The organism is Paenibacillus sp. 1-8, from assembly GCF_056316205.1.
Window position 1 is genome coordinate 2074879 of sequence record NZ_CM149995.1, and the last position, 23737, is coordinate 2098615.

Annotated in this window: 27 protein-coding genes; all 27 read left to right on the top strand. The window is 47.5% G+C overall.

What is annotated here, in order from left to right; all coding sequences use genetic code 11:
* Positions 1-10 precede the first annotated feature (10 nt).
* The 27 genes from topA (at position 11) to flhB (ending at position 23730) form a co-directional block, all read left to right on the top strand.
* Positions 11-2113 (top strand): type I DNA topoisomerase, encoded by a 2103-nt coding sequence (gene topA, locus AC0WRU_RS09705; protein WP_476128127.1) that lies wholly within the window; start codon positions 11-13, stop codon positions 2111-2113.
* A 27-nt stretch (positions 2114-2140) separates the two neighbouring features.
* The gene (gene trmFO, locus AC0WRU_RS09710) at positions 2141-3481 is read left to right on the top strand and encodes an FADH(2)-oxidizing methylenetetrahydrofolate--tRNA-(uracil(54)-C(5))-methyltransferase TrmFO (RefSeq protein ID WP_476128128.1); all 1341 of its coding nucleotides are present in this window, start codon (positions 2141-2143) and stop codon (positions 3479-3481) included.
* 26 nt (positions 3482-3507) lie between these two features.
* Positions 3508-4050, top strand: a complete 543-nt coding sequence (gene hslV, locus AC0WRU_RS09715) for an ATP-dependent protease subunit HslV (RefSeq protein ID WP_014281071.1) — start codon at positions 3508-3510, stop codon at positions 4048-4050.
* A gap of 36 nt (positions 4051-4086) precedes the next feature.
* Positions 4087-5487: an ATP-dependent protease ATPase subunit HslU gene (gene hslU / locus AC0WRU_RS09720; RefSeq protein WP_476128129.1), complete on the top strand. Its 1401-nt coding sequence runs from the start codon at positions 4087-4089 to the stop codon at positions 5485-5487.
* A gap of 408 nt (positions 5488-5895) precedes the next feature.
* Positions 5896-6303 carry a flagellar basal body rod protein FlgB gene (flgB, locus tag AC0WRU_RS09725; protein WP_476128130.1) on the top strand — a complete coding sequence of 136 codons (408 nt, stop codon included), beginning with the start codon at positions 5896-5898 and terminating at the stop codon, positions 6301-6303.
* A gap of 6 nt (positions 6304-6309) precedes the next feature.
* Positions 6310-6762 carry a flagellar basal body rod protein FlgC gene (gene flgC, locus AC0WRU_RS09730; RefSeq protein WP_025684921.1) on the top strand — a complete coding sequence of 151 codons (453 nt, stop codon included), beginning with the start codon at positions 6310-6312 and terminating at the stop codon, positions 6760-6762.
* A 39-nt stretch (positions 6763-6801) separates the two neighbouring features.
* On the top strand, positions 6802-7116 hold the full coding sequence (gene fliE, locus AC0WRU_RS09735; RefSeq protein ID WP_025684922.1) for a flagellar hook-basal body complex protein FliE: 315 nt from the start codon (positions 6802-6804) through the stop codon (positions 7114-7116).
* Between the two features lie 35 nt (positions 7117-7151).
* Complete coding sequence (gene fliF, locus AC0WRU_RS09740) at positions 7152-8738, top strand: flagellar basal-body MS-ring/collar protein FliF (protein WP_476128131.1); 1587 nt, start codon at positions 7152-7154, stop codon at positions 8736-8738.
* A gap of 11 nt (positions 8739-8749) precedes the next feature.
* A complete protein-coding gene (gene fliG / locus AC0WRU_RS09745) occupies positions 8750-9766 on the top strand; it encodes a flagellar motor switch protein FliG (RefSeq protein WP_476128132.1) in 1017 nt (338 codons plus the stop codon).
* Positions 9759-10595, top strand: a complete 837-nt coding sequence (locus AC0WRU_RS09750) for a FliH/SctL family protein (protein WP_476128133.1) — start codon at positions 9759-9761, stop codon at positions 10593-10595. Before fliG ends, AC0WRU_RS09750 begins: the two co-directional genes overlap by 8 nt.
* Complete coding sequence (gene fliI, locus AC0WRU_RS09755; protein ID WP_025684926.1) at positions 10582-11901, top strand: flagellar protein export ATPase FliI; 1320 nt, start codon at positions 10582-10584, stop codon at positions 11899-11901. The genes AC0WRU_RS09750 and fliI overlap by 14 nt, the downstream gene beginning before the upstream one ends.
* Positions 11902-11911: 10 nt before the next feature.
* The gene (fliJ, locus tag AC0WRU_RS09760) at positions 11912-12355 is read left to right on the top strand and encodes a flagellar export protein FliJ (protein ID WP_348624965.1); all 444 of its coding nucleotides are present in this window, start codon (positions 11912-11914) and stop codon (positions 12353-12355) included.
* Between the two features lie 47 nt (positions 12356-12402).
* Complete coding sequence (locus AC0WRU_RS09765; protein WP_476128134.1) at positions 12403-13386, top strand: magnesium transporter MgtE N-terminal domain-containing protein; 984 nt, start codon at positions 12403-12405, stop codon at positions 13384-13386.
* A 27-nt stretch (positions 13387-13413) separates the two neighbouring features.
* On the top strand, positions 13414-14886 hold the full coding sequence (locus tag AC0WRU_RS09770; protein WP_134910137.1) for a flagellar hook-length control protein FliK: 1473 nt from the start codon (positions 13414-13416) through the stop codon (positions 14884-14886).
* An 18-nt stretch (positions 14887-14904) separates the two neighbouring features.
* A complete protein-coding gene (locus AC0WRU_RS09775) occupies positions 14905-15441 on the top strand; it encodes a flagellar hook capping FlgD N-terminal domain-containing protein (protein ID WP_476128135.1) in 537 nt (178 codons plus the stop codon).
* The gene (locus AC0WRU_RS09780; RefSeq protein ID WP_134910133.1) at positions 15434-15814 is read left to right on the top strand and encodes a TIGR02530 family flagellar biosynthesis protein; all 381 of its coding nucleotides are present in this window, start codon (positions 15434-15436) and stop codon (positions 15812-15814) included. The genes AC0WRU_RS09775 and AC0WRU_RS09780 overlap by 8 nt, the downstream gene beginning before the upstream one ends.
* A gap of 105 nt (positions 15815-15919) precedes the next feature.
* Complete coding sequence (gene flgG / locus AC0WRU_RS09785) at positions 15920-16729, top strand: flagellar basal body rod protein FlgG (RefSeq protein ID WP_134910131.1); 810 nt, start codon at positions 15920-15922, stop codon at positions 16727-16729.
* 60 nt (positions 16730-16789) lie between these two features.
* On the top strand, positions 16790-17014 hold the full coding sequence (locus AC0WRU_RS09790) for a flagellar FlbD family protein (RefSeq protein WP_014281086.1): 225 nt from the start codon (positions 16790-16792) through the stop codon (positions 17012-17014).
* The gene (locus tag AC0WRU_RS09795; protein WP_025684933.1) at positions 17011-17484 is read left to right on the top strand and encodes a flagellar basal body-associated FliL family protein; all 474 of its coding nucleotides are present in this window, start codon (positions 17011-17013) and stop codon (positions 17482-17484) included. The genes AC0WRU_RS09790 and AC0WRU_RS09795 overlap by 4 nt, the downstream gene beginning before the upstream one ends.
* 42 nt (positions 17485-17526) lie before the next feature.
* On the top strand, positions 17527-18525 hold the full coding sequence (gene fliM / locus AC0WRU_RS09800) for a flagellar motor switch protein FliM (RefSeq protein WP_476128136.1): 999 nt from the start codon (positions 17527-17529) through the stop codon (positions 18523-18525).
* The gene (fliY, locus tag AC0WRU_RS09805; protein ID WP_476128137.1) at positions 18515-19822 is read left to right on the top strand and encodes a flagellar motor switch phosphatase FliY; all 1308 of its coding nucleotides are present in this window, start codon (positions 18515-18517) and stop codon (positions 19820-19822) included. Before fliM ends, fliY begins: the two co-directional genes overlap by 11 nt.
* Positions 19823-19851: 29 nt before the next feature.
* Entirely contained in the window at positions 19852-20217 is a 366-nt protein-coding gene (locus tag AC0WRU_RS09810) for a response regulator (protein ID WP_014281090.1), read from the top strand.
* A 12-nt stretch (positions 20218-20229) separates the two neighbouring features.
* Positions 20230-20763, top strand: a complete 534-nt coding sequence (locus AC0WRU_RS09815) for a flagellar biosynthetic protein FliO (protein WP_025684936.1) — start codon at positions 20230-20232, stop codon at positions 20761-20763.
* Positions 20760-21515, top strand: a complete 756-nt coding sequence (gene fliP / locus AC0WRU_RS09820; RefSeq protein ID WP_476128138.1) for a flagellar type III secretion system pore protein FliP — start codon at positions 20760-20762, stop codon at positions 21513-21515. Before AC0WRU_RS09815 ends, fliP begins: the two co-directional genes overlap by 4 nt.
* Positions 21516-21552: 37 nt before the next feature.
* The gene (gene fliQ / locus AC0WRU_RS09825; RefSeq protein WP_007430038.1) at positions 21553-21822 is read left to right on the top strand and encodes a flagellar biosynthesis protein FliQ; all 270 of its coding nucleotides are present in this window, start codon (positions 21553-21555) and stop codon (positions 21820-21822) included.
* 10 nt (positions 21823-21832) lie between these two features.
* Positions 21833-22618, top strand: coding sequence for a flagellar biosynthetic protein FliR (gene fliR, locus AC0WRU_RS09830; RefSeq protein WP_025684938.1), 786 nt, complete (start codon positions 21833-21835; stop codon positions 22616-22618).
* The gene (gene flhB / locus AC0WRU_RS09835; RefSeq protein WP_049827444.1) at positions 22618-23730 is read left to right on the top strand and encodes a flagellar biosynthesis protein FlhB; all 1113 of its coding nucleotides are present in this window, start codon (positions 22618-22620) and stop codon (positions 23728-23730) included. The genes fliR and flhB overlap by 1 nt, the downstream gene beginning before the upstream one ends.
* Positions 23731-23737 lie beyond the last annotated feature (7 nt).

Below are 23737 nucleotides of genomic sequence, written 5' to 3' on the forward strand. Positions count from 1 at the left end.
GGAAGAGCCTATGGCGGATTCACTCGTCATCGTGGAATCGCCTTCCAAGGCGAAGACGATCGGCAAATACTTGGGCAGTAAATATATCGTCAAGGCTTCCATGGGTCATATCAGGGATTTGCCAAAGAGTCAGATCGGCGTAGAGGTCGAAAATGATTTTAATCCCAAATACATTACCATTCGAGGTAAAGGCTCGATTTTGAAAGAATTAAAGGATGCCAGAAAAAAAGTAAAAAAAGTATATCTGGCGGCTGACCCGGATCGCGAAGGCGAAGCTATCGCTTGGCATTTGGCGCATGCGCTGGATCTGGACGATACAGCAGACTGCCGCGTTGTATTTAATGAGATCACAAAGCAGGCCGTCAAGGATGCTTTTAAAACACCACGCAAAATCAATATGGATTTAGTCAATGCCCAACAGGCACGGCGGATCCTTGATCGGCTTGTCGGCTACAAAATCAGTCCATTGCTTTGGAAAAAGGTAAAGAAGGGCTTGTCCGCAGGGCGCGTGCAGTCGGTTGCCGTGAAAATTATCCTGGACCGGGAAAACGAGATTAATGAGTTTGTACCGGAAGAGTATTGGACGATCACAGCTAAACTGGCGATTAAGGACAGTACCTTTGAGGCGAAATTCCATCAGCTTCGTGGCGAAAAGAAAGAGCTCTCCAGCGAAGCGGATGTACAAGAAGTGCTGGAGGCTATCGGCAAGTCGTCTTACAAGGTCCGTGATGTGAAAGAGAAAGAGCGTTTGCGCAATCCTTCTCCACCATTCACAACTAGCTCCTTGCAGCAAGAGGCGGCTCGGAAACTCAACTTCCGTGCATCCAAAACGATGTCCGTGGCCCAGCAGTTGTATGAGGGTGTGGACTTGGGCAAAGAAGGAACCGTGGGTCTGATTACGTATATGCGTACGGATTCCACACGAATAGCCGTTTCGGCCCAAGAGGAAGCGAAGGAATTCATTATTCAGAAATATGGCGAAGCTTTTGTACCTGAAAGTCCTCGTCAATATTCCAAAAAAGCGGCCAATGCCCAGGATGCGCATGAAGCGATTCGTCCAACCTCCGCGTTGCGTGACCCGGAAACGGTTAAGCCGTTTATGAGCCGGGATCAGTTCCGTTTGTACAAACTGGTATGGGAGCGTTTTATGGCCAGCCAGATGGCTTCCGCTATTATGGATACCTTGTCCGTTGATATCGAAGCGGGTGAGACTATATTCCGGGCAGCCGGCTCGAAGGTTCGTTTTCCAGGCTTCATGAAAGTGTATGTGGAGGGGAATGACGATGGCAAAACTGAAGAAGATAGGCTGCTGCCGCCGCTTAAACCGGGCGACAAGCTGAAAAAGGAATCGGTTGAGCCGAAGCAGCATTTCACGCAACCGCCTCCCCGTTATACAGAGGCACGACTGGTGAAAACGCTGGAAGAACTGGGTATCGGACGTCCGAGTACGTATGCACCGACACTGGAAACTATTCAGAAGCGTGGCTATGTCGCCATTGAAGAGAAGAAGTTCTTTCCTACAGAGCTGGGGGAACTGGTCATCGAGCAGATGGAGGAATTCTTTCCTGAAATTCTGAACGTGGAATTTACGGCCAATATGGAAGGTGATCTTGACCACGTAGAAGAAGGCGAAGGAGACTGGGTCAAGGTCTTGAGTGATTTTTACGAGTCGTTTGAGAAGCGTCTGGAAGTGGCAGAGGAAGAAATGAAGGAAATTGAGATAAAGGATGAAGAATCCGATGTCATTTGTGACAAATGTGGCAGCCCGATGGTGTATAAGCTTGGCCGCTTTGGTAAATTTCTGGCCTGCTCGGCATTCCCGGATTGCCGTAATACGAAGCCGATTGTCAAGGATATCGGAATAAATTGTCCTACATGTGGTGAGGGCCATGTTGTGGAACGGCGGAGTAAAAAAGGACGTATCTTTTATGGATGTGACCGTTATCCGGAATGCGATTTTGTATCCTGGGATAAACCGTCCATTAAGCCTTGTCCAAGCTGTGGTAGCCTAATGGTCGAAAAACGTACCAAACAAGGAACGAAGCTCAACTGTACCGTCTGCGATCACAGTGAAATGCTGGAAGATAGCGACGAGGGTGTAGAGACTTCATAAGAACAACAATAGCAGGGGGATTTAAACGTGAGTGAACTACAAAAGGTAACGGTCATCGGAGCAGGTTTGGCGGGCAGCGAAGCTGCCTGGCAGATTGCAAGCCGTGGTGTGCCTGTCAAGTTATATGAAATGAGACCGGTTGTTAAAACACCGGCGCATCATACAGATAAATTTGCCGAGCTGGTGTGCAGCAATTCTTTACGGGCTAACGGCTTGACTAACGCGGTAGGTGTGCTGAAGGAAGAAATGAGAATATTGAACTCCTTGATTTTGAATGCCGCAGATCGTCATGCTGTTCCGGCTGGTGGTGCACTGGCAGTGGATCGTGATGGATTTTCCGGCCATATTACAGATACTCTTCATCAACATCCGCTTATTGAGGTTGTCAATGAGGAGCTTCAGGAAATTCCACAGGATGGGATCGTGGTCATTGCTACCGGGCCTTTAACTTCTCTGGCTTTGTCGGAACAGATTAAATCGCTGATGGGAGAAGAGTATTTTTACTTTTACGATGCGGCGGCCCCGATTGTGGAGAAGGACTCTATCGACATGAGCAAGGTTTATCTGGCTTCCCGCTATGATAAGGGAGAAGCAGCTTACTTGAACTGTCCGATGAATGAAGCGGAATTTGACGCTTTTTATGAGGCGCTGATTACGGCTGAGGTGGCACAAGTTAAGGAATTCGAAAAAGAAATTTATTTCGAAGGCTGTATGCCCATTGAAGTGATGATGCAACGCGGTAAGCAGACGGCATTGTTTGGGCCGATGAAACCAGTCGGTCTCGTGAACCCACATACAGGAGAGCTGCCATATGCCGTTGTGCAGCTTCGTCAGGATAATGCGGCGGGTACACTGTACAACCTGGTTGGCTTCCAGACTCATCTTAAATGGGGAGAGCAAAAGCGCGTATTTTCTATGATACCGGGCCTAGAAAATGCAGAGTTTGTACGTTATGGCGTGATGCATCGCAACACCTTTATTAATTCCCCACAGCAGCTTTATCCGACCTATCAGTTCAAAGGCAGAAGTAATTTGTTCTTTGCCGGACAAATGACTGGAGTAGAGGGGTACGTAGAATCTGCGGCCTCGGGTTTGCTGGCGGGGATGAATGCAGCGCGTGCGGCGCGTGGACAAGAAATGTTTGTATTTCCTGCGGAAACGACACTGGGCAGCATGGCCCGCTACATCACAACCGCAGATTTCAAGCATTTTCAGCCGATGAATGCGAACTTTGGTCTGCTGCCAAAGCTGGAGACGCGTATCCGCAACAAGAAGGAAAAGAACGAAGCGCTTGCTAACCGTGCGTTGGAAAGCTTGCGTGGTTATATTAACGAAGCGGAAGTTATGCCAGCCGAAGTACAGTCATAAGGATGAAGGAAAAGGAGGAGCGCGTTATGGATATGTCCTTTCATGCTACCACCATCTGTGCTGTACGCCACAATGGCAAGGGAGCTATTGCCGGTGATGGTCAGGTAACGTTCGGTAACAGTGTCGTCATGAAGCAGACGGCGAAAAAAGTACGCAGATTATACCGTGGTCAGGTGGTCGCAGGTTTTGCCGGTTCAGTGGCGGATGCCATCACATTGTTTGAAAAGTTTGAAAACAAGCTGGAGGAACATCACGGCAATCTTCAGCGGGCCGCGGTGGAACTGGCTAAGGACTGGCGGCAGGACCGTATCCTGCGTAAGCTGGAGGCTTTGATGATTGTTATGGATCAATCCGGAATGCTACTCATTTCTGGGGGCGGTGAAATTATCGAGCCGGACGATGATGTGCTTGCGATCGGCTCAGGCGGTAATTTTGCATTGGCGGCGGCGCGCGCATTCAAGCGTCATGGCTCCGGCATGGAGGCAAAGGATATGGCCCGGGAAGCGCTGGAGGTTGCCTCGGAGATATGCGTGTATACGAACAATCAGATTATCGTGGAAGAACTGTAAATCGGCTCTGAGTATTCAAGGGTGGAGGAGTGCAAAATGAATAATCAATCGTTGACGCCCAGACAAGTTGTATCCGAGCTGGATAAATATATTGTCGGACAGAAGCAGGCTAAAAAATCCGTTGCCGTTGCCTTGCGCAACCGTTATCGGCGCAGCAAGCTGCCGGACGATATCCGGGACGAAATTGTGCCCAAAAATATTTTGATGATCGGTCCGACGGGCGTGGGTAAAACCGAAATTGCACGCAGACTGGCCCGGCTCGTGGGAGCTCCTTTTGTTAAGGTAGAGGCGACTAAATTTACAGAGGTGGGTTATGTCGGCCGGGATGTGGAATCCATGGTGCGTGACTTGATGGAAACCTCGATTCGCATCGTTAAAGCGGAGCGGACAGAGAATGTGAAGGACAAAGCCGAGGACATGGCGAATGAACGGATTGTCAGTATTCTTGTACCTGCTGAGAAATCAAATAAATCTCAACGTAACCCTTTTGAAATGCTGTTTGGCAATAACACCGGGAATTCGGTAGAGGAAGAACCCCCAGAACAGGACACATCCTTGGCAGAGAAACGGCGTAAGGCTAAATTCGATCTGTTGTCCGGCAAGCTTGAGGATGAAGTGATTGAGATTGATGTGGAGGACACCGCACCCAATATGCTGGATATGTTTGCTGGGCAGGGAAATGAGCAAATGGGCATGAACATGCAGGAAATGTTCGGAAGTTTTCTGCCAAAGCGGACCAAAAAGCGCAAGCTGCCGGTGAAGGAAGCCCGTAAGGTGCTAATTCAGGATGAGGCTGCCAAGCTGATCGACATGGATGATGTCATTCAGGAGTCCGTGAAGCGTGCCGAACAATCCGGTATTATTTTTATTGATGAAATCGACAAGATTGCCAGCCAAGGCAAGGGCAGTGGTCCTGATGTGTCTAGAGAAGGTGTCCAGCGCGATATTTTGCCTATTGTCGAGGGTTCTACCATTATGACTAAATACGGCCCGGTAAGGACAGATTATATTCTGTTTATCGCCGCTGGGGCTTTTCATGTTGCTAAGCCTTCTGATCTGATTCCCGAACTACAGGGGCGTTTCCCGATCCGTGTCGAACTGAGCAGTCTCACATTGGATGAATTTGTATCCATTTTGACAGAGCCCAAAAATGCGCTGACCAAGCAATACACGGATTTGCTCCGTACCGAAGAGATTGAAGTGGAATTTTCGGCGGAAGCTATCCGTGAAATTGCCAGCATTGCCGAGTCTGTAAACCGGAACACGGAAAACATCGGTGCGCGCCGCTTGCATACCATTTTGGAGAAGTTGTTGGAGGATTTGTCCTTCGAGGCTCCGGAGCTTACTTTGGACCGCATGATCATTACCCCGGAATATGTTCGGGAGAAGCTGGGTGATATTGCCCAAAACAGGGACCTTAGTCAGTATATTTTATGAGTGGGAGCTTTTAAAATAGGATGCGTTGTCTAGAATAACACTATCTTGCACCGTCATATAGACCTAGATGAACGTCCCTTTGATGATTTGTCTGTCTATTCCAAAAGTAGGACGTATAATCTTTTACAGGCGCAAAGTGCTAAGAAAACGTCCGTTTTATTGAAAAAAACCTGAAAAATTTAACATTTTATGCATCGAAAGCCCTCTTTTTTAAAAAAGATAGGGCTTTTTTCTTATTGTAATTAGGTCCCAACTCTACGAAACTTAGAATATATGACGCAAAGCAATTATTTTCTACTTAAGACCTAAGAGAAATGTATAATTATGAAATTTAATTGTCGAAAAAAAGTGAAAAATCTTGTTTTATTGAATCTTACTTTGGAGTAGACGCTGGAAGGGAGGAGCTAAATGAATCTGCTGGGTGATATGAGCTTTCAAAAGCTTCAGGCAGGTGTACAGGCGGCGAATACGAGACAACGTGTGATCGCTGACAACATTTCCAATAACGATACCCCGTATTTTAAGCGTTCAGAGGTTTCATTTGAAGAATTGCTTCAGCAGCAAATGGGTGGCGACGTGACACCATTACGTGGAAAAGTAACCAATGCGAAACATTTTCAAATAGGACCTGCGAACTCCATTCCAGATGCTGTGGTTACCAAAGATGGGTATTCTGTCATGAACAACAATATGAATAACGTGGATATCGACAGAGAAATGAGCCTTATGGCTGAGAACCAACTGAGATATAATACCTACATCCAAGAAATTAATGAACGCATCAAAATGATGAGAACAGCGGTAGAAGGGAGATAGGATCAGGTGAAGATTAACAACGGCTTTGATATCAGCGCATCTGCTCTTACGGCCCAAAGGTTGCGGATGGATGTCATATCAAGCAACATTGCCAACGCAGAGACAACCCGGGCAAAAGTGGAGAATGGACAAGCGGTTCCATATCGAAGAAAAACGGTTGTTTTGGAGCCTAACCAATCTCGGTTTGCCGATGTTTTGCGGGCTCGAATGGAAGGAAATGGCACGGGCGCCACTGGCGTCAAGGTTTCGCAAATACAGGAAGATCAGTCACCTTTGAAGCCTGTGTACAATCCGGGTCACCCGGATGCTGATAAAGATGGCTATGTATATATGCCTAATGTAGACATTATGAAAGAAATGGTAGACATGATTTCCGCAACACGCTCTTACGAAGCCAATGTAACAGCTCTGAATGCATCTAAGGCAATGGTTTCCAAGGCACTTGAAATCGGTCGCTAAGTTCCAGGACTACTAACTACAGAATAGGGAGAGTAAAACATGATCCAGAACGCCATGTTTAATGTACAGACACCGGTAATACAGCAAATTCAATCACCTAACAATGAGTTGACGAAATCAACACCTTCCGAATCCTTGAAGGATTTTGGTTCGTTCCTAAAGGATGCGCTCAATGAAGTGGGGCAGCAGGAAGCCGCTACACACACGATGTCCGACCAGTTCATGGCAGGAAAAGTTGATGTTGATCAGGTCATGATCACATCCCAACAAGCGCTGCTTTCCCTGCAGCTTACTACTCAGGTCCGAAACAAAGCGATTGAAGCCTATCAGGAGATCATGCGTACACAGATGTAAAGAGGGTCTAGCAAAGTTTCGGATGGGGTGACGGAGTGAACGAGAGAATCGCCCAATATCGGGATAAGATTTCCGGGTATTGGAATAATTTCAGCAAAAAACAAAAGATATTACTTGTTTCGACATTGGCATTCATCATCATTGCCATTGTAGTGCTAACGATGCAGTTTACCAAAACCGAGTATGAAGTGGCTTTCCGGGATTTAAACGCAAACGATGCTGCCGGGGTCATTAAATATCTCGATTCTGCGGGTATACCGTATCAGCTCAATGATGGCGGGACGCAAATCGCAGTCCCAACCGCAAACGCGGATAAGGCAAAGGTAGATGTTGGGTCTCAGGGCCTAATTCAGAAGGGTTCAATCGGCATGAGTACCTTTGACCAGTCCTCCTCGGCAATTGGCATGACGGAGAACGAGTTCAATGTGAAGTACAATAACGCATTGAACGGCGAAGTGCAGCAACTGTTGGAACGGATGGATGGTGTCCAAAGCTCCAAAGCTGTCATTAATATGCCGAAGGAAAACATTTTTGCCGGACTTGAAGAAAAGGACAAAGCTTCTGCTTCGGTTCAAATGGAATTCGAACCTGGTTTTACGCCAAATCAGCAAGCCATCGACGGATACTTTAATCTGGTAAAAACGGCTGTGCCGAATTTGCCTGTAGAAAACATTACGATCACCAATAAGGAGTATGAACTGATTCCAACGGCCAAGGGCGGCCAGGGAGGTCTCTCCAGCGGTGTTCAGGAAAACATGGCTCTGCAGAAGAAGTTTGAGAGCGATGTAAGGAATAATGTCCAACAATTTTTGTCGAAAATTGTTGGCGAAGACAAAGTGAATGTGCTAGTTATGTCACAGTTAAATTTCGACAAAGTAACGTCGAAAGAACAACTGGTCACACCGGTTGATCAAACGAAAATGAAGGGCATTGAAATCAGCGCCCAGCAAATTCAGGAAAGCTACACTGGCAGCAGTGGACAAACCGGAGGAGTCGCAGGCACAGGAACGCAGGATGTACCTGGTTACCCTGGAGGAAGCAATTCGGGCAACACAAGCTCAGACAAGAGCTCAAGCACAATTAACTACGAAGTTAACCGAATTGCGAAGGATATTATCCAAAGTCCGTACACTGTAAAAGATTTAACCATTAATGTAGCAGTTGAACCACCAACGGGGCAGCAAACTTTGGATGCTGCAACTCAGGCCGCAATCCAAAACATCTTGGTTAATATCGTAAGAGCTTCATTAGCGAATTCCGGCGTTACTATTACAGACGCTGATTTAGCCAAAAAAGTTTCAGTGTTCTCTCAAACCGTACCGGCGCCAGCGAACACCAACACGTTTTTCTCGGCTTCCAACCCTTGGGTATGGGGCATCGGGGCTGCTGTACTGGCACTGTTGGCAGGTGTAATCTTCCTGATTGTACGCGGTCGTCGTAAGCAGCAGGAAGAAGAACTGGAAGAAGATCTGCAACTTATGCCAACTCCGACGGAGTTCCCGTCCATTACCATGGAAAGTGTGACAAATGAAAGTCAAGTGCGTAAACAGCTTGAGAGTCTGGCGAAAAAGAAACCCGACGAATTCGTCAATCTGCTTCGTACATGGCTGGCTGACGAATAGAGGTGAGTTCATTGGCAAAGGCAAGCAGTCAAGGTTTAACGGGAAGACAAAAAGCGGCAATTCTGCTAATCACGATGGGGCCGGAGGTATCTGCTCAAATATTCAAGCATTTGCGTGATGAAGAGATTGAGCAACTTACATTGGAAATCGCCAATGTGAGGAAGGTTGATGCAACGGAAAAAGATTCGATTATGGCTGAGTTTCATCAAATTTGTTTGGCTCAGGAGTACATTTCCCAAGGCGGCATCAATTATGCCAAAGAGATATTGGAAAAGGCACTCGGGTCACAAAAAGCAGTTGAGGTCATTAACCGTCTGACGGCGACGTTGCAGGTGAGACCGTTCGATTTTGCCCGCAAAGCTGATCCGAACCAGATTTTAAACTTTATACAAAATGAAAATCCACAGACGATTGCTCTCGTGCTCTCGTACTTGCAATTTGAGCAGGCGGCAGCGATTCTGTCGTCCCTGCCACAGGAAAAGCAGGCTGATGTGGCCAGACGTGTCGCTGTAATGGACAGCACTTCGCCGGAAGTTATTTCACAAGTGGAACGTGTGCTGGAGCAAAAGCTGTCGGCAACCGCGACACAGGATTACACGAATGCGGGCGGTATTGAGTCCATTGTTCAGATTTTGAATGGCGTAGACCGAGGAACCGAGCGTACGATTCTCGACTCGCTTGAAATTCAGGACCCTGAACTGGCCGAAGAAATCAAGAAAAGAATGTTTATATTCGAGGATATCGTCAATGTGGACAACCGTTCCATTCAACGTATTATCCGCGATATCGACAATGCCGATTTGCAGTTGGCGCTTAAAGTGTCCAGCGAAGAAGTTCGCGATGTGATTTTCCGAAATATGTCGAAACGGATGGCAGAAACCTTCAAAGAGGAAATGGAGTATATGGGACCGGTACGGCTGCGTGATGTGGAAGAAGCGCAGACTCGCATCGTATCGACGATCCGCAGATTGGAAGAGGCCGGTGAGATTATAATCGCACGCGGCGGAGGAGATGACATCATTGTCTAACTTGATCAAATCTTTCCAATATGTGCCTGTTGAAGCTTTGAAAACCATTGATGTGGCACATTCGTATGCGCCTGAAACGTCGGAAGAGGAAGTCACAACTGAACATATGGAGCCGGAACCACAGAGAGATTACGAGACTGAACGGCTCCGGGATGAAATGCTGAATGATGCCAAGGATTTTGCTGAACGGCAGGTTCGTGAGGCGGCTGAAGAAGCGGAACGGATGCTTCAGGAGGCGCAGCAGCAGATCGAAGGTTGGTGGCAGGAACGCCGTGAGCAGGACGAGCAGTTAACAGAGTCCTTAAAGGCTGACGGATTTCAGCAAGGCTATGAGGAAGGTCAGAAATTGGCTGAGGCTGAGCTTCAGGCGAAATCGGAACAGATGATGGTAGAGGCGCAGGATATTTTGCGTCAGGCTTATGAGACCAAGGAACAACTGATTCAGGAGGCTGAGCCTTTTCTGGTCGAGCTGAGTAGTGCTATTGCTGAGAAAGTCATTGAAAAACAGCTTAGCATAGAGCCGGAATATACAATTGAGCTCATTCGTAATAATCTGGCTCGTAAGCGGGAAAAAGGAACAATTACGTTGTGTGTGTCGCCACAGCATTTCGCATTTGTGCAAGGAGCGCGTGAAGAATTGTCATTAACTGTCGATTCGCAGGCAGAACTGCAAATTATTCCTGATGGTACTGTGAAGGATCGCGGCTGTGTCATTCGTTCTTCCTTTGGAAGTGTGGATGCGCGGATAGATACACAGCTGGCTGAGATCAAAAAGGAATTGCTGCGTCTGGCACACGAGAACGAGGAGCGAAGACATGAAGGGGCTTAATGCGCAGCGCTACATGGATCATTTGCGACAACTGGACCCGGTTCGGGTAAACGGCAAGGTGACACAGGTTATCGGTTTGATGGTGGAGTCGGAAGGTCCGGACGCCAGTATAGGGGATGTCTGTTACATTTATCCGGGTAAAACGGCTAAGCCACTGCAAGCGGAGGTCGTAGGCTTTAGAGACAATAAGGTACTTTTGATGCCGCTTGGGGAACTGCAATCCATTGGACCCGGTTGTGATGTCGTAGGAACAGGGAAGCCATTGAACGTACAGGTGGGATCGGAGCTGTTGGGCAAAGTGCTGGACGGTTTGGGCCAACCGCTGGACGGTTCGTTGATTCCCTCACGGATGGCGAGATACTCTACCTTCAACATTCCATCCAATCCACTGAGTCGCCCGCGTGTACAGGAACCGATCAGTATCGGTGTACGGGCCATTGATGGATTGCTTACTATCGGTAAAGGACAGCGGGTCGGTATTTTCGCAGGCTCTGGTGTAGGTAAGAGTACCCTGATGGGAATGATTGCCCGCAATACGGAAGCAGATGTGAACGTAATCGCTCTGATCGGAGAGCGTGGACGCGAGGTGCTGGACTTTATTGAACGGGATTTGGGTCCGGAAGGGCTTGAACGTTCAGTAGTCATCGTAGCGACTTCCGACCAACCTGCATTGATCCGCATTAAGGGTGCGCTTATTGCAACGACGATCGCTGAATACTTTCGGGATCGCGGCTTGAACGTCATGCTGATGATGGACTCGGTTACCCGGTATGCAATGGCGCAGCGCGAAGTAGGACTGGCTGTCGGGGAGCCACCAGCGATGAGGGGTTATACCCCTTCCGTATTCGCCAGTTTGCCCAAGTTGCTGGAACGTGCGGGAACCGGGCCAACCGGCTCTATAACCGCCTTTTATACGGTACTTGTTGATGGTGACGACATGAATGAACCCATCGCGGATGCGGTGCGCGGGATCTTGGATGGACACATTGTGCTCAACCGGGGAATTGCGAATAAGGGACATTTTCCTGCGATTGACGTGTTAGCCAGCATTAGCCGGGTCATGAAGGACATTGCACCACGAGATCAGATTGACGCTGCCGAAAATATTAAGCGCCTGATGGCGGTTTATAAAGATTCAGAGGACCTGATTAACATCGGGGCTTATCAGCAGGGTTCGAATGCAGAAATTGACGAATCCATGGAGCGTATACGGGATATATGGGATTTTACAAGGCAAAGAACGGATGAAAAGGCTGAGCTGGACGAGGTACGTAAGCGTTTGATTTCTGAATTTACGAGGAGATGAAGGTTGAACGATGAGATTTCAGTATTCCTTTCAGAAAGTTGTAGACTTGAAAACCAACGAAAAGTCGCAGGCCGAATGGTTGCTTTCCAGTGCTGTCGGACAATTGCAGGCTGAGGAGCAGACATTGATACAGCTTGTAGGCGAAAGGAATCGGGTCATATCAGCCATTCAAAAGGCTGCCGAGGATTGCGCGCCGCTCTCTACCATTCAGGAATTACAGGCTTATGTCAATCATCTGGATCAATGTATCACACGCAAGCATAGGGACGTTCAATATGCGCAGCAAAATGTGCAAAGTAAACAAACCGTTTTGACCGATAAAATGCTGGATGAACAAGTTTGGCTGAAAGCGAGAGAGAAGGCCAACGTGAAATTCCAACAGGAAATGCTCCTGCGCGAGCAGAACGAGCTGGATGAAATGGCTTCCGTGAGATTTGCCATGAAAGCCCGGTAAGCGGAAAGTCACAGGATGCGCATATCAGCTGCCTGAGGAGGAAGACGATGGCACGGAATTTAGCAGAAAATGAACTGGATATGGATTTGGAAAAAGAGTCAGGTGGGGGATTTGAACGGTTTATGTTTTTCCTGATTCCGATTGTTTTTACAATCGTTCTGGTCGGGGTCCTGCTTACGCTGTTCAACGTGGATTTCAGAAGTGAAATGATTTCATTGGGAAACAAGATTCCAATTGTGAAGAATTGGATTCCCGAACCGAAAGACAAGGTTGCCAAGAGCAAAGAGGCAGATCAGAAAGCCCAGTCCGTAAGCTCTGAAGCAACCATCCAGCAGCTTAAGGCGGATTTGGCCAAGCAGACGGAGGAACTCAAAAAGGCTACCGCTGCCAGAACAACTCAGGATAAAAAGGTTACAGAACTGCAAAATCAGGTCAATACACTACAAACGCAAACGCAACAACAGTCGCAGGTCAGTCAGCAGGGACAGACGGGTACACAGGCGGCGAGCGGAACAGCGAATGAAGACCCATATGTAAAACAGGCCAGAGACCTTGCTTCCATGTATGAAGGAATGACGGCAAGTAAGGCAGCACCGATTATGGAAAACTTGACCACCGAAGAAACGGTACAACTGCTAAGCTACATGGACCCAGCGAACAGTGCGAAGATCTTGCAAAAGATGGATGCTAAAAAAGCAGCCGATATCACGATGGCTCTGAAAAACGTAACACCATCTACTGATTTGTCGGTGGCTGCGTTGCAGTCCCGTTTGAAAAAGGATCAAAGCACTACAGCGGGGACAACGAGCAAAAGTCTGCAAAACACTCAAATTAGCAGCACATTTGCTTCCATGGACAAGAAGAGCGGTGCCGAACTGATTTTACAAACTTACAAAATCAGTCCGGACAAGGCATTAAACATATTAAATACAGTAGATGATTCGACACGTGCTTCTTTACTGCAAAATATGTCTGCGAAGGACGCTGCACAAACGGCGAAAATTTTAAACAAGCTGATGGGCAGCAAGTGATTTGAATGAAGGGAGGTGAAAAAATAAATGACACTTATTTCTCAAAGTGTATCTCTCAGCAGTTCCAGTCAGACGGCTGGTAGCACAGCTAGTACAGCGACAACCTCAACAGCAGGGACGGCAGCAGCAGGAGCCACAGGCGGTGCTTTTAATCAGACGCTTACGCAAATGATGACTGGCGGGCAAACGGGCTCTACAAGCACAGATGCTGGGAAATCTCCATTAGTTATGGTAATGCCGCTGATTACTGCCGGAGAATCGACAGAAGCTTCAACAGAGCCGCTTGTTGAGACGTTGGCTCCATTGCTGCAAAACCTTGAAAAGTTGGATGATCAGGTAGCGTCTGACCCAGCCTTGTTCGCAGCTCTGCAATCGTGGGTCCAGCAAGTACAGCAGTTATTACAAGGTGACGGTGGTGCACAGGAGCAAACAGACGGTGGGGAAACGAATGCGGCGACAGGCTTAACGGCTTTGGCAGCACATCCGGCTACCATTCGGTTTGCATTACAGGATGCTTTGTCACAGCTTGCAAATGTAGTGAATCAGGCTACGGGAGACCAAAAGGCCCAGATTACACAGTTGCTACAATCGCTTCAAAATACGACAGCTGGTACGGGAGCTATTTCCGATGAGCAGTGGACCGGCGTACTGAAAGCTGTGGAGCTTGCTGATGGCGCAGATTCACAAGCAGTTCAGCCTTCCACGAATCGGGCGAATGGCACTCAGACATTAACGGCTGTTTCTACAGATAAACAGGTTGTTGCTACTGAGCAGCAGACGAGTCAAGGCGGGACAAACCAGCAAGGTGCAGAAGGACAACGTTCATCAGCTAATGTTCATGTTCAAGCCGCAGTTAAAGCAACTCCAACGGATGAAACTGGTGCAGTAGTGGACGTAACCGAGCAGGCTGATCCAGCAGCGACCGACAGTCAAACTCCTGTGATTACGACCGCAGGCCAGCTTTCGGTGCAGACGCAAGGCACAACTCCTTCGGCTCCGGCGCAGCCTGTCGTACATGTGCGACAATTTGCTAAGGAAATGACGGACTTTGTAGTGCAAAAGCTGGATATCGTGAAGCATTCTGGATTAACAGAAGCGACTATTATGCTTCGTCCAGATCATTTGGGACAGCTTGAAGTCAAACTGACGATGCAGAATGGGCACTTGGTTGCCCAGTTCATGACTGAGCACAGCGGAGCTAAAGATTTGCTCGAACAGCAAATGTCACAGCTGCGTGCAAGTCTTCAAAGTCAGGGAATTCAGGTAGATAAGGTGGAAGTAACGCAAAATGAATCACTTTCTTCCCATATGTATCAGGATGGCCGTGGATCAGGTGCAAATCAGCAGCAACAATCCGAGCAACGTTCCAAGACGCGGAGCAGAGAAGAAGCCGATGATGCTCTAAAGGTAGCTGAAATGGCGGAAGAACTCCGCAACTGGACAGCAGAACAACGCACAGATGATGTAAATCGGACAGGCTCCTTTACAGCACAAGCGTAGCATGGAGGTGAGAACACAATGACGACTGCGGACAATAATGTATCCACCAGTAACGTCTGGCCGAATTACAACGTGAATAACGTCAAAACGGCAAGCGCCAAGGATACCAAAACGATGGGTAAGGACCAATTTTTGAAAATTTTGATTACCCAGCTCCAAAACCAGGACCCAATGCAGCCTCTGGAAGATAAGGAATTTATCGCGCAAATGGCGCAATTTTCTTCCGTGGAGCAGTTGATGAACATTTCTACCCAGTTGAATACGTTGGGACAGTCTTTAGGAATATCCTCCGGTTTGATTGGAAAAGAAGTCAGCTGGATCGAGGCAGGTAAGAAGGATTCAATTACGGGTGAAACGGGCGCAGGTGCGGTGAAAAGTGGAATCGTGGATTCCATCGTTATTCGTGACGGTGTACAGTATGCCAAAATCGGAAAGTCAGAGGTAGCCCTGAAAGATGTGACATCGGTAAGCCAGGCTCAAACAGCGGCTTCCTCGGCAGGGACATCGGATACTACAACTTCTTCCTCTACTGGAGGTGGTGAGACACATGAATGACCGGATAACGGTCGGACGTCTTTTTCCCGCCAATGTTCCTCCGGCAGCAATCTCGCAGAACCGGGTAAATCCGGTACCGAAGGATGGTAGGCCATTCGGACAGGTGTTGCAGGATCAAGTACTCAAGCTGAGCAATCATGCAGCAAAGCGTTTGGAGCAGCGGGGGATAGAGCTGAGAAGTGACCAGATGGCGAAGATTAACTCCGCTGTGGATAAAGCAGCTGCCAAAGGCGCCAAGGAATCATTGATTTTAATGCAGGATATGGCGTTGATCGTAAGTGTGCCCAACCGGACAGTAGTTACCGCGATGGATAAGCAATCCATGCAGGATAACGTATTTACGCAAATTGATAGTGCCGTTATTATTTCATAGAAAATTTAGCAAGAAGTGGCTGGCCCGAGCAGGAAAGCCATGAAGAAGCCGCGGATCGACTGATGCGGTTAATCGAGCAAGCATTCAGAGGAGGATTTATACTCAATGTTGAGATCAATGTATTCGGGTGTATCGGGTATGAAGGGCTTTCAAACAAAGCTGGACGTTATCGGTAACAACATTGCAAACGTAAATACAACAGGCTTCAAGTCCAGCCGTGTCATGTTCAAGGATATTTTGAGCCAAACGAGTTCGGGCGCAAGTGCGCCGGACGGAACGACTACTGCGGGACAAAATGCCAAGCAGGTCGGTTTAGGGGTATCGGTCAGTTCGATTGATACACTTCATCTTCCAGGTAGTGCCATGACTACGAACAATCCGACAGATTTGCGGATTAACGGTGACGGATTTTTCCTGGTCAAAATGAATGATGCACAGGAAGTTCCTTATCTGACTCGCGCGGGTGATTTTCACGTGGACGCAAACCGGAATTTGGTTACCTCAGATGGCTTTTTCGTAGGAGATGCGGGTGGAGATCCAATCACACTGGCTGACAATGTGACATCGTTCTCTATCTCGCAGGACGGTACGATTGTACAGCAATTGGATGATGGCACCGTAGACAATGGCACGCAAATTGGTATAGCCAGAGTGACAAACCCCGAAGGCTTGGAGAAAATCGGAGGTAGCTTGTACCGTACCACGGTTAACTCCAACATTGATGCACTTGAGCCTGGAGTAGCTAATTCGGAGGGCCGGGGCGCTATTATCGCGGGTCAGCTGGAAATGTCCAACGTCGATTTGACAGGTGAATTTACCGAAATGATCGTAGCTCAGCGCGGTTTCCAGGCGAACTCGCGTATCATTACGACCTCGGATGAAGTGCTACAGGAAGTTGTAAACTTGAAACGTTAATCGCATCTAAACGCGGGGGAGTAAAGGCTCCCCCGTACCTATCAGGAGGTTGGTGTTACGATGATTCCGTTAACGCGGCTGAACGGCTCGCCTATGTGGCTTAATGCTCTGCTCATTGAGACTGTGGAGGAAACGCCGGATACATACGTCACTTTAGTGACGGGGAAACGGTTGATTGTATTGGAAAAAGCGGCAGATGTCGTCTCCTTGATCAAGGGTTACAGCCGTGAAATCGGCATACATGCCGCCACGATAAAAGTGCAACAAATGGAGGAAGACGAATGAAAAAGATGCTGCCATGGCTCATTACAATTTTACTCGCGATTACTTTGATTGCAGGTGCGGCCTTTGTACTTGTACCAGCGCTTAGCGGGAAAAAGTCGGAAGCCACTCCAAATGCGCAAGCCGCTCAAGCAGAACAGCTTCCCCGACTGTCAGCAGATGAATTGGTGGAAGTGAGTTCTGAAATTACTGGTATCAAAACCAATCTGGCAGACGCTGATTATATTGTCCAGATGAATCTTGCTTTTCAATTAAACGATGCCAAAGCAAAGGAATCTTTTGAAAAAATCAAGGACATCAGTATCAAGCCAATCGTTATTCAATTACTTGCAGACACCAAGCCTGATGAGCTCAGAACAGCCAAAGGCCGAGACCAGTTCAGTGACAAGCTGACGGATCTCATCAACAAGTCGCTCCCTGAAGGTCACCTGGGGAACGCCAAAATTACAGACTTTTTGCTGGCAGCCATTTGATTCCAGGTGAACTTGTCAGAACATGCAAGGGGGTGAATAACATTGGTGGATGTAATGTCGCAAGGGGAAATTGATGCCCTTTTAGCAGCTCTCTCGTCCGGTGAAATGGATGCGGAAGAACTTAAAAAGGAAGATACCCAAAAGAAAGTTCGCTCTTACGACTTCAAAAGAGCGCTTCGGTTTTCTAAGGATCACATTCGGAGTCTGACGCGGATACACGAAAATTTTGCGCGGTATCTGACCACTTATTTTTCAGCACAGCTCCGGACGTTTGTCCAAATTAATGTCGTTCAGGTGGAGCAGCTTCCTTATGATGAATTCATTCGCTCCATTCCGAAAATGACCATTTTGAACATTTTTGAAGCCGAGCCGCTGGAAGGACGTATGGTGCTTGAGGTTCACCCGAACATAGCTTTTGCAATGCTGGACAGGCTTCTCGGAGGGACCGGATCAGCGCCGTCCAAGGTTAACGCATTGACAGAGATTGAGACGACAATCATGGAGCGGATTTTTAGTCGTACCTTTGACAGCCTGCAAGAGGCTTGGAAAACGGTATTGGATATTGAACCGCGTTTGGAGGCGATGGAAACCAATCCGCAGTTTATGCAGATTGTTTCACCAAATGAAACGATTGCCCTAATCTCACTTAGTACCAAAATTGGTGATACCACAGGAATGATTAACCTTTGTATCCCGCACGTGGTATTGGAGCCGATTATGGCTAGACTGTCCACGCACCAGTGGTTTACATCCGAAAAGAAATCAAGGGCGCCTGAAGAGATTGACGCCTTGAGATTACGGGTCACGAAAGCGCAGCTTCCCATTATTGCCGAGCTAGGTGAATCCCGAATAAATGTGGCCGAGTTTTTGGGCCTTTCGGTGGGGGATGTCATTTCATTGAATAAACCCGTTAAGGAAGGGCTCTCCATCCTGGTGGGCGAAAAACTGAAATTTTTTGGAAGTCCCGGCATGGTAAAAGATCGTGTTGCCGTACAGATTGATGAAATTGTCAGCGAAGGAGTTGAAGAAATTGACGAGTAAAGACTATTTGTCCCAGGAGGAAATTGATGCCCTGCTGAAACAGTCTGAAGCGGGCACGGATTCTACTCCCGCCAACAAGACCGTTGACGATTTTCTGACTCCTCTGGAGCAGGATGCTCTCGGGGAGATCGGTAATATTACGTTCGGCAGCGCAGCGACGGCTCTTTCCACACTGCTCGGTCAAAAGGTTGATATTACAACCCCTAAAGTTTCAATTATTACCCGCTCTGAATTCGAAACAGCATTTCCTAAGCCGCACGTAGCGGTACATGTGAATTATGTAGATGGATTTGAGGGTATTAACTCGCTCGTGATCAAAAAGCGTGATGCGCAGGTCATAGCGGATTTAATGCTTGGCGGTGAAGGAAACCCGGTAGATGAAGAATTGAATGAAATTCATATCAGCGCTGTGCAGGAAGCGATGAACCAAATGATGGGCTCGTCGGCAACCTCAATGTCTACCATGTTTAACCGTTTTGTTAATATCTCCCCACCTGGAATTGATATTTTGGATCCGATGCATGGTGATGGAGTATCCAGCCTGCCAGATGAACAGACGCTGATTACAGTATCCTTCCGTTTGTTGATCGGTGACCTGATTGACTCCACATTGATGCAACTGTTGCCTGTGCATTTCGCCAAAAAGATGGTGAGCATTCTAATGAATGGCGGAGAGGATGACGAGCAACCGCAAGCGTCCGCACAGCAAGTAGCAGCAACGGCTGCTCCAGAAGTGCCACAACAAACCGAGATTCCGCAACAGCAACCCGCACCAACGTATCAACAGCCACCGGTAGCCGCACAGGTGCCCGTACAGCAGCCGCAGGATGCAGGTTATGGACAGCAGCCGCCTATGTACCCTCAAGACCCGGGATACGGTCAGCAGGGAGCGCCAGGTTATGGAATGCCTGGAGGTGTACCACCGCAGGCCCCTTATGGAGCGCCTCAACATTATGGTTCGATACCGGGACGAAATGTAAATGTGCAGCCTGTACAATTTTCAAACTTGCAGTCCGGTGCATTTGCGCAAGTGGATGAAAACAATTTAAATTTATTGATGGACATTCCCCTTAGAGTCACCGTAGAATTAGGTAGGACCCAAAAGCAAATTAAAGATATTCTAGAGCTCTCACAAGGTTCAATTATCGAACTGGACAAGCTTGCTGGGGAGCCAGTGGACATTCTGGTCAACAACAAACTGATTGCCAAAGGCGAGGTTGTCGTAATCGACGAGAACTTCGGCGTGCGTGTGACGGATATTGTAAGCCAATGGGACCGTATTCAAAAATTACAATAATAGCATAATTTAGGGAGGATTTATTTCAGATGGCAAACCGTATTTTGATCGTGGACGATGCTGCATTTATGAGAATGATGATTCGGGACATCCTGTCCAAAAATGGATATGAAGTAGTAGGAGAGGCCCAGGATGGATCACAGGCTATTGAAAAATTCAAGGAGCTTCGTCCGGACCTGATTACGATGGATATTACGATGCCCGAAATGGACGGCATTGCCGCTCTGAAGGAAATTAAAAAAATTGACGCGAATGCAAAAGTTATCATGTGCTCCGCGATGGGTCAGCAAGCGATGGTTATTGATGCCATCCAAGCAGGCGCAAAAGATTTTATCGTTAAGCCTTTCCAATCGGATCGGGTTATCGAAGCCATCAACAAAACATTGGGTGTGTAAGGCGCATCCGCTATGGATACAAAACAGGGTGCCTCTGACGCATTGAGTACATCCAGCAATATAGGCAATATTGCCTGGGTCCTTTTCGTGCTGATCTTTATCATTGTACTGATCGTGTACTTGATACGGTTTTTGAGTAAAAGAAATCAGAGCTGGTTCAGCAACCGCTCCGTTCGCATACTGGGAGGCGTGGGGCTGGGCCCTAACAAATCCCTTCAGCTTGTTGAAGTTGGCAGCAGTGTGTATCTCATTGGTGTGGGAGAAGATATCCGGCTTGTTGACAAAGTATCCGATCCTGAAGAAGTGGAGCAAATTTTGGCCGCACTGGAGCAGGAAGCTTCTCTGCAGCGCGGCCCGATTGCCCCGCTATTCGCTAAAATTGCGGATAAGCTTCGCCGGAACAACGCGGCACAGCAGCAGCCTGAAGAGGAAACGTCTTTTCACGAGATGTTCGAATCCAAGCTTCGGCAGATGCCGAAGCGCAAGGATAAACTCGAAAAGCTGCGCAATGAGGAGAATACTACAGATCGGTCGGGAGATTCATGAGAAAAAAGATTATACTTGCTTGTTTGCTGCTCGTCTTGTTCAGCTTCATTTCGGTGACGGCGGCCTCTGCGGAACCGATTCCGAACATTGATATTCAAGTCGGCAACTCGGACAAAGGACAGCCCGGTGCCACCTCGCTGTCTATTATTTTACTTATTACTGTCATCAGTGTAGCACCCGCTTTGCTTGTGCTTATGACGAGTTTTACGCGAATCGTGATCGTGCTGGGCTTTGTTCGCACCTCGCTGGGGACCCAGCAGATGCCGCCTAACCAGGTGCTTGTCGGATTGGCCTTGTTTCTTACCTTATTTATAATGGCCCCGACGTTCTCCGCTATGAACGAGACTGCGCTCCAGCCGTATCTCAAGGGGGATTTGACGCAATCTCAGGCGCTGGACAAGGCTGCGGTACCAATCAAGACCTTTATGTTCTCTCATACACGGGAGAAGGATCTACTGCTCTTTATGAAATACACCAAGATGGAAAAACCTAAGAATTATCAGGAAATTCCATTAACGGTGATGGTTCCGGCTTATGCTATCAGTGAGTTAAAGACAGCATTTCAGATGGGCTTCATGATATTTATACCGTTTTTGGTCATTGACATTGTGGTGGCGAGTACGCTCATGGCTATGGGGATGATGATGCTGCCGCCGGTAATGATTTCACTTCCTTTTAAAATACTGCTCTTCGTACTTGTAGATGGTTGGTATTTGGTTGTCAAATCATTGCTTCTGAGTTTTAACACATGAATACTTCATGCAAGGACAGCAATCAAGGAGGACGGCAATGACTTCGGAGTTTATTATTTCCCTGGCTGGGCAAGCGGTGTACATTGTACTCAAGGTGAGCGCTCCGATGCTGATTTTGGGGCTAGTCGTGGGTTTGATTATCAGCATTTTTCAGGCGACAACCCAAATTCAGGAGCAGACACTAGCCTTTGTTCCGAAGATTGTCGCCGTATTGCTGGCATTGCTTTTGTTCGGGCCCTGGATATTGACCACATTAGTGGACTTTACGTATAACATTCTGGACAATTTGTACAAATATATAGGTTAGGCTGAATGTTATGAACATATTGTTACAGAGTTTTCCTGTTTTTTTGCTGATTTTTTGTCGGATTACCTCATTTTTTGTAGTAGCGCCTATTTTTTCAACCCGAGGGGTACCTAATATCTTTAAGGTTGGAATTTCAGGATTTCTAGCTTTGGTCGTGTATCTTACATATGGTACGCATCAACAGGTACCGACCGATGTAGCGTATGTGCTGTTAGTGGGTCGTGAAGTGCTGATTGGGTTGTTATTGGGGTTTACTGCATATCTGTTCATGACAGCGATCCAAACCGCAGGTTCATTTATAGACCTACAGGTGGGCTTCGGGATGGCCAGTGTGTTTGACCCGATGACAGGAGCTTCGTCGCCTTTAACGGGAAATTTCAAGTTTGCGATAGCTGTATTGTTCTTTTTAAGTATAAATGGGCACCATCATCTGCTAAATGCTATCTTATACAGTTATGATTGGGTGCCGCTGACGAATGATTTTTTTGTAAAGCTGTATGGAGGCAGTGTGACGGAATTTCTGATCCGTTCCTTTGCTGAATCTTTTATGCTGGCTTTTCAAATCGCTGCTCCTATAGTAGTAGCTACTTTTTTAACGGATGTGGGACTCGGATTTTTGGCTAAAACGGCTCCGCAGTTTAACATTTTTGTCATTGGTGTGCCGCTCAAAATTATTGTGGGACTGTTCATGTTATTGCTTCTCATGCCAAGTTTTGCTTTTATATTCGAAAGATTGTTTTCTGTGATGTTCGAATCCATGCGCAACTTGTTGGATATTATGGGTAATCGTCCTTAATGTCTGGTCTGGAGGAACGTAGTTTGTCATTTAAATATGCTATGAACCTGCAGTTGTTCTCAGGGGAAAAAACGGAAAAAGCTACACCCAAAAAGAAACAGGATGCAAGACAAAAAGGGCAGGTTGCCAAAAGTATGGAGTTGCCCGCAGCGGGTGTCCTGCTGGTCACGTTTTTCTGTCTTATGATTTTCGGCGGGTATTTCAAGGATCATGCGGTTCGCTTGTTTCGTGATATTTTTGTAAACCGGTTATCGATGGAGGTAACGCCGAACACGACAATGCTGATGATGGGTGAGTATGGCGTGCAAATCATGATTATGCTGGCGCCTATTTTTATTGGGGCCATTGTCATCGGGGTAGCTGCGAATTACATGCAGATCGGTTTCTTGTTAACCGGTGAGGGGATTACGCCCAAGTTTAGCAAGATTGACCCGATTAAAGGATTTAAAAATATTTTTTCCATGCGGTCACTGGTTGAATTCCTGAAATCTGTTTTAAAAATGACCGTGATTGGTTATCTGGTGTACAGCGTGCTGTGGAAAACAAAAGCAGACTTACCCAAGCTGGCCGAAATGTCCGGTGACCAAATGTTGAGCTTTACGGCTTCATTAACAATGGAGCTGGGACTCAAAATTGGTGTGGTGCTGTTCGTTTTAGCAGTATTGGATTATATGTATCAACGCTATGAGCATGAGAAAAATCTGAAAATGTCCAAACAGGACATCAAGGATGAATACAAGAAAATGGAGGGTGACCCGCTGATCAAAGGGAAAATTCGTGAACGACAGCGCCGAATGGCTATGCAGCGCATGATGCAGGAAGTTCCCAATGCAGATGTCATCATTACCAACCCTACGCACTTTGCTGTGGCTTTGAAATATGACGGTTCGGAGATGGAAGCGCCGCAGATTATTGCGAAAGGGCAAGATTACGTAGCGCTCCGAATTAAGGAAATTGCCAAGCAAAACGGCGTTATAACGATGGAAAACAAGCCGCTGGCACGGGCGCTGTTTCAAAGAGCCGAAATCGGGGATGCGATTCCAGCCGATCTGTTCCAGGCTGTTGCCGAAGTGCTGGCGTATGTATATAAATTAAAAGGTAAAGTGAAATAAAGGGATC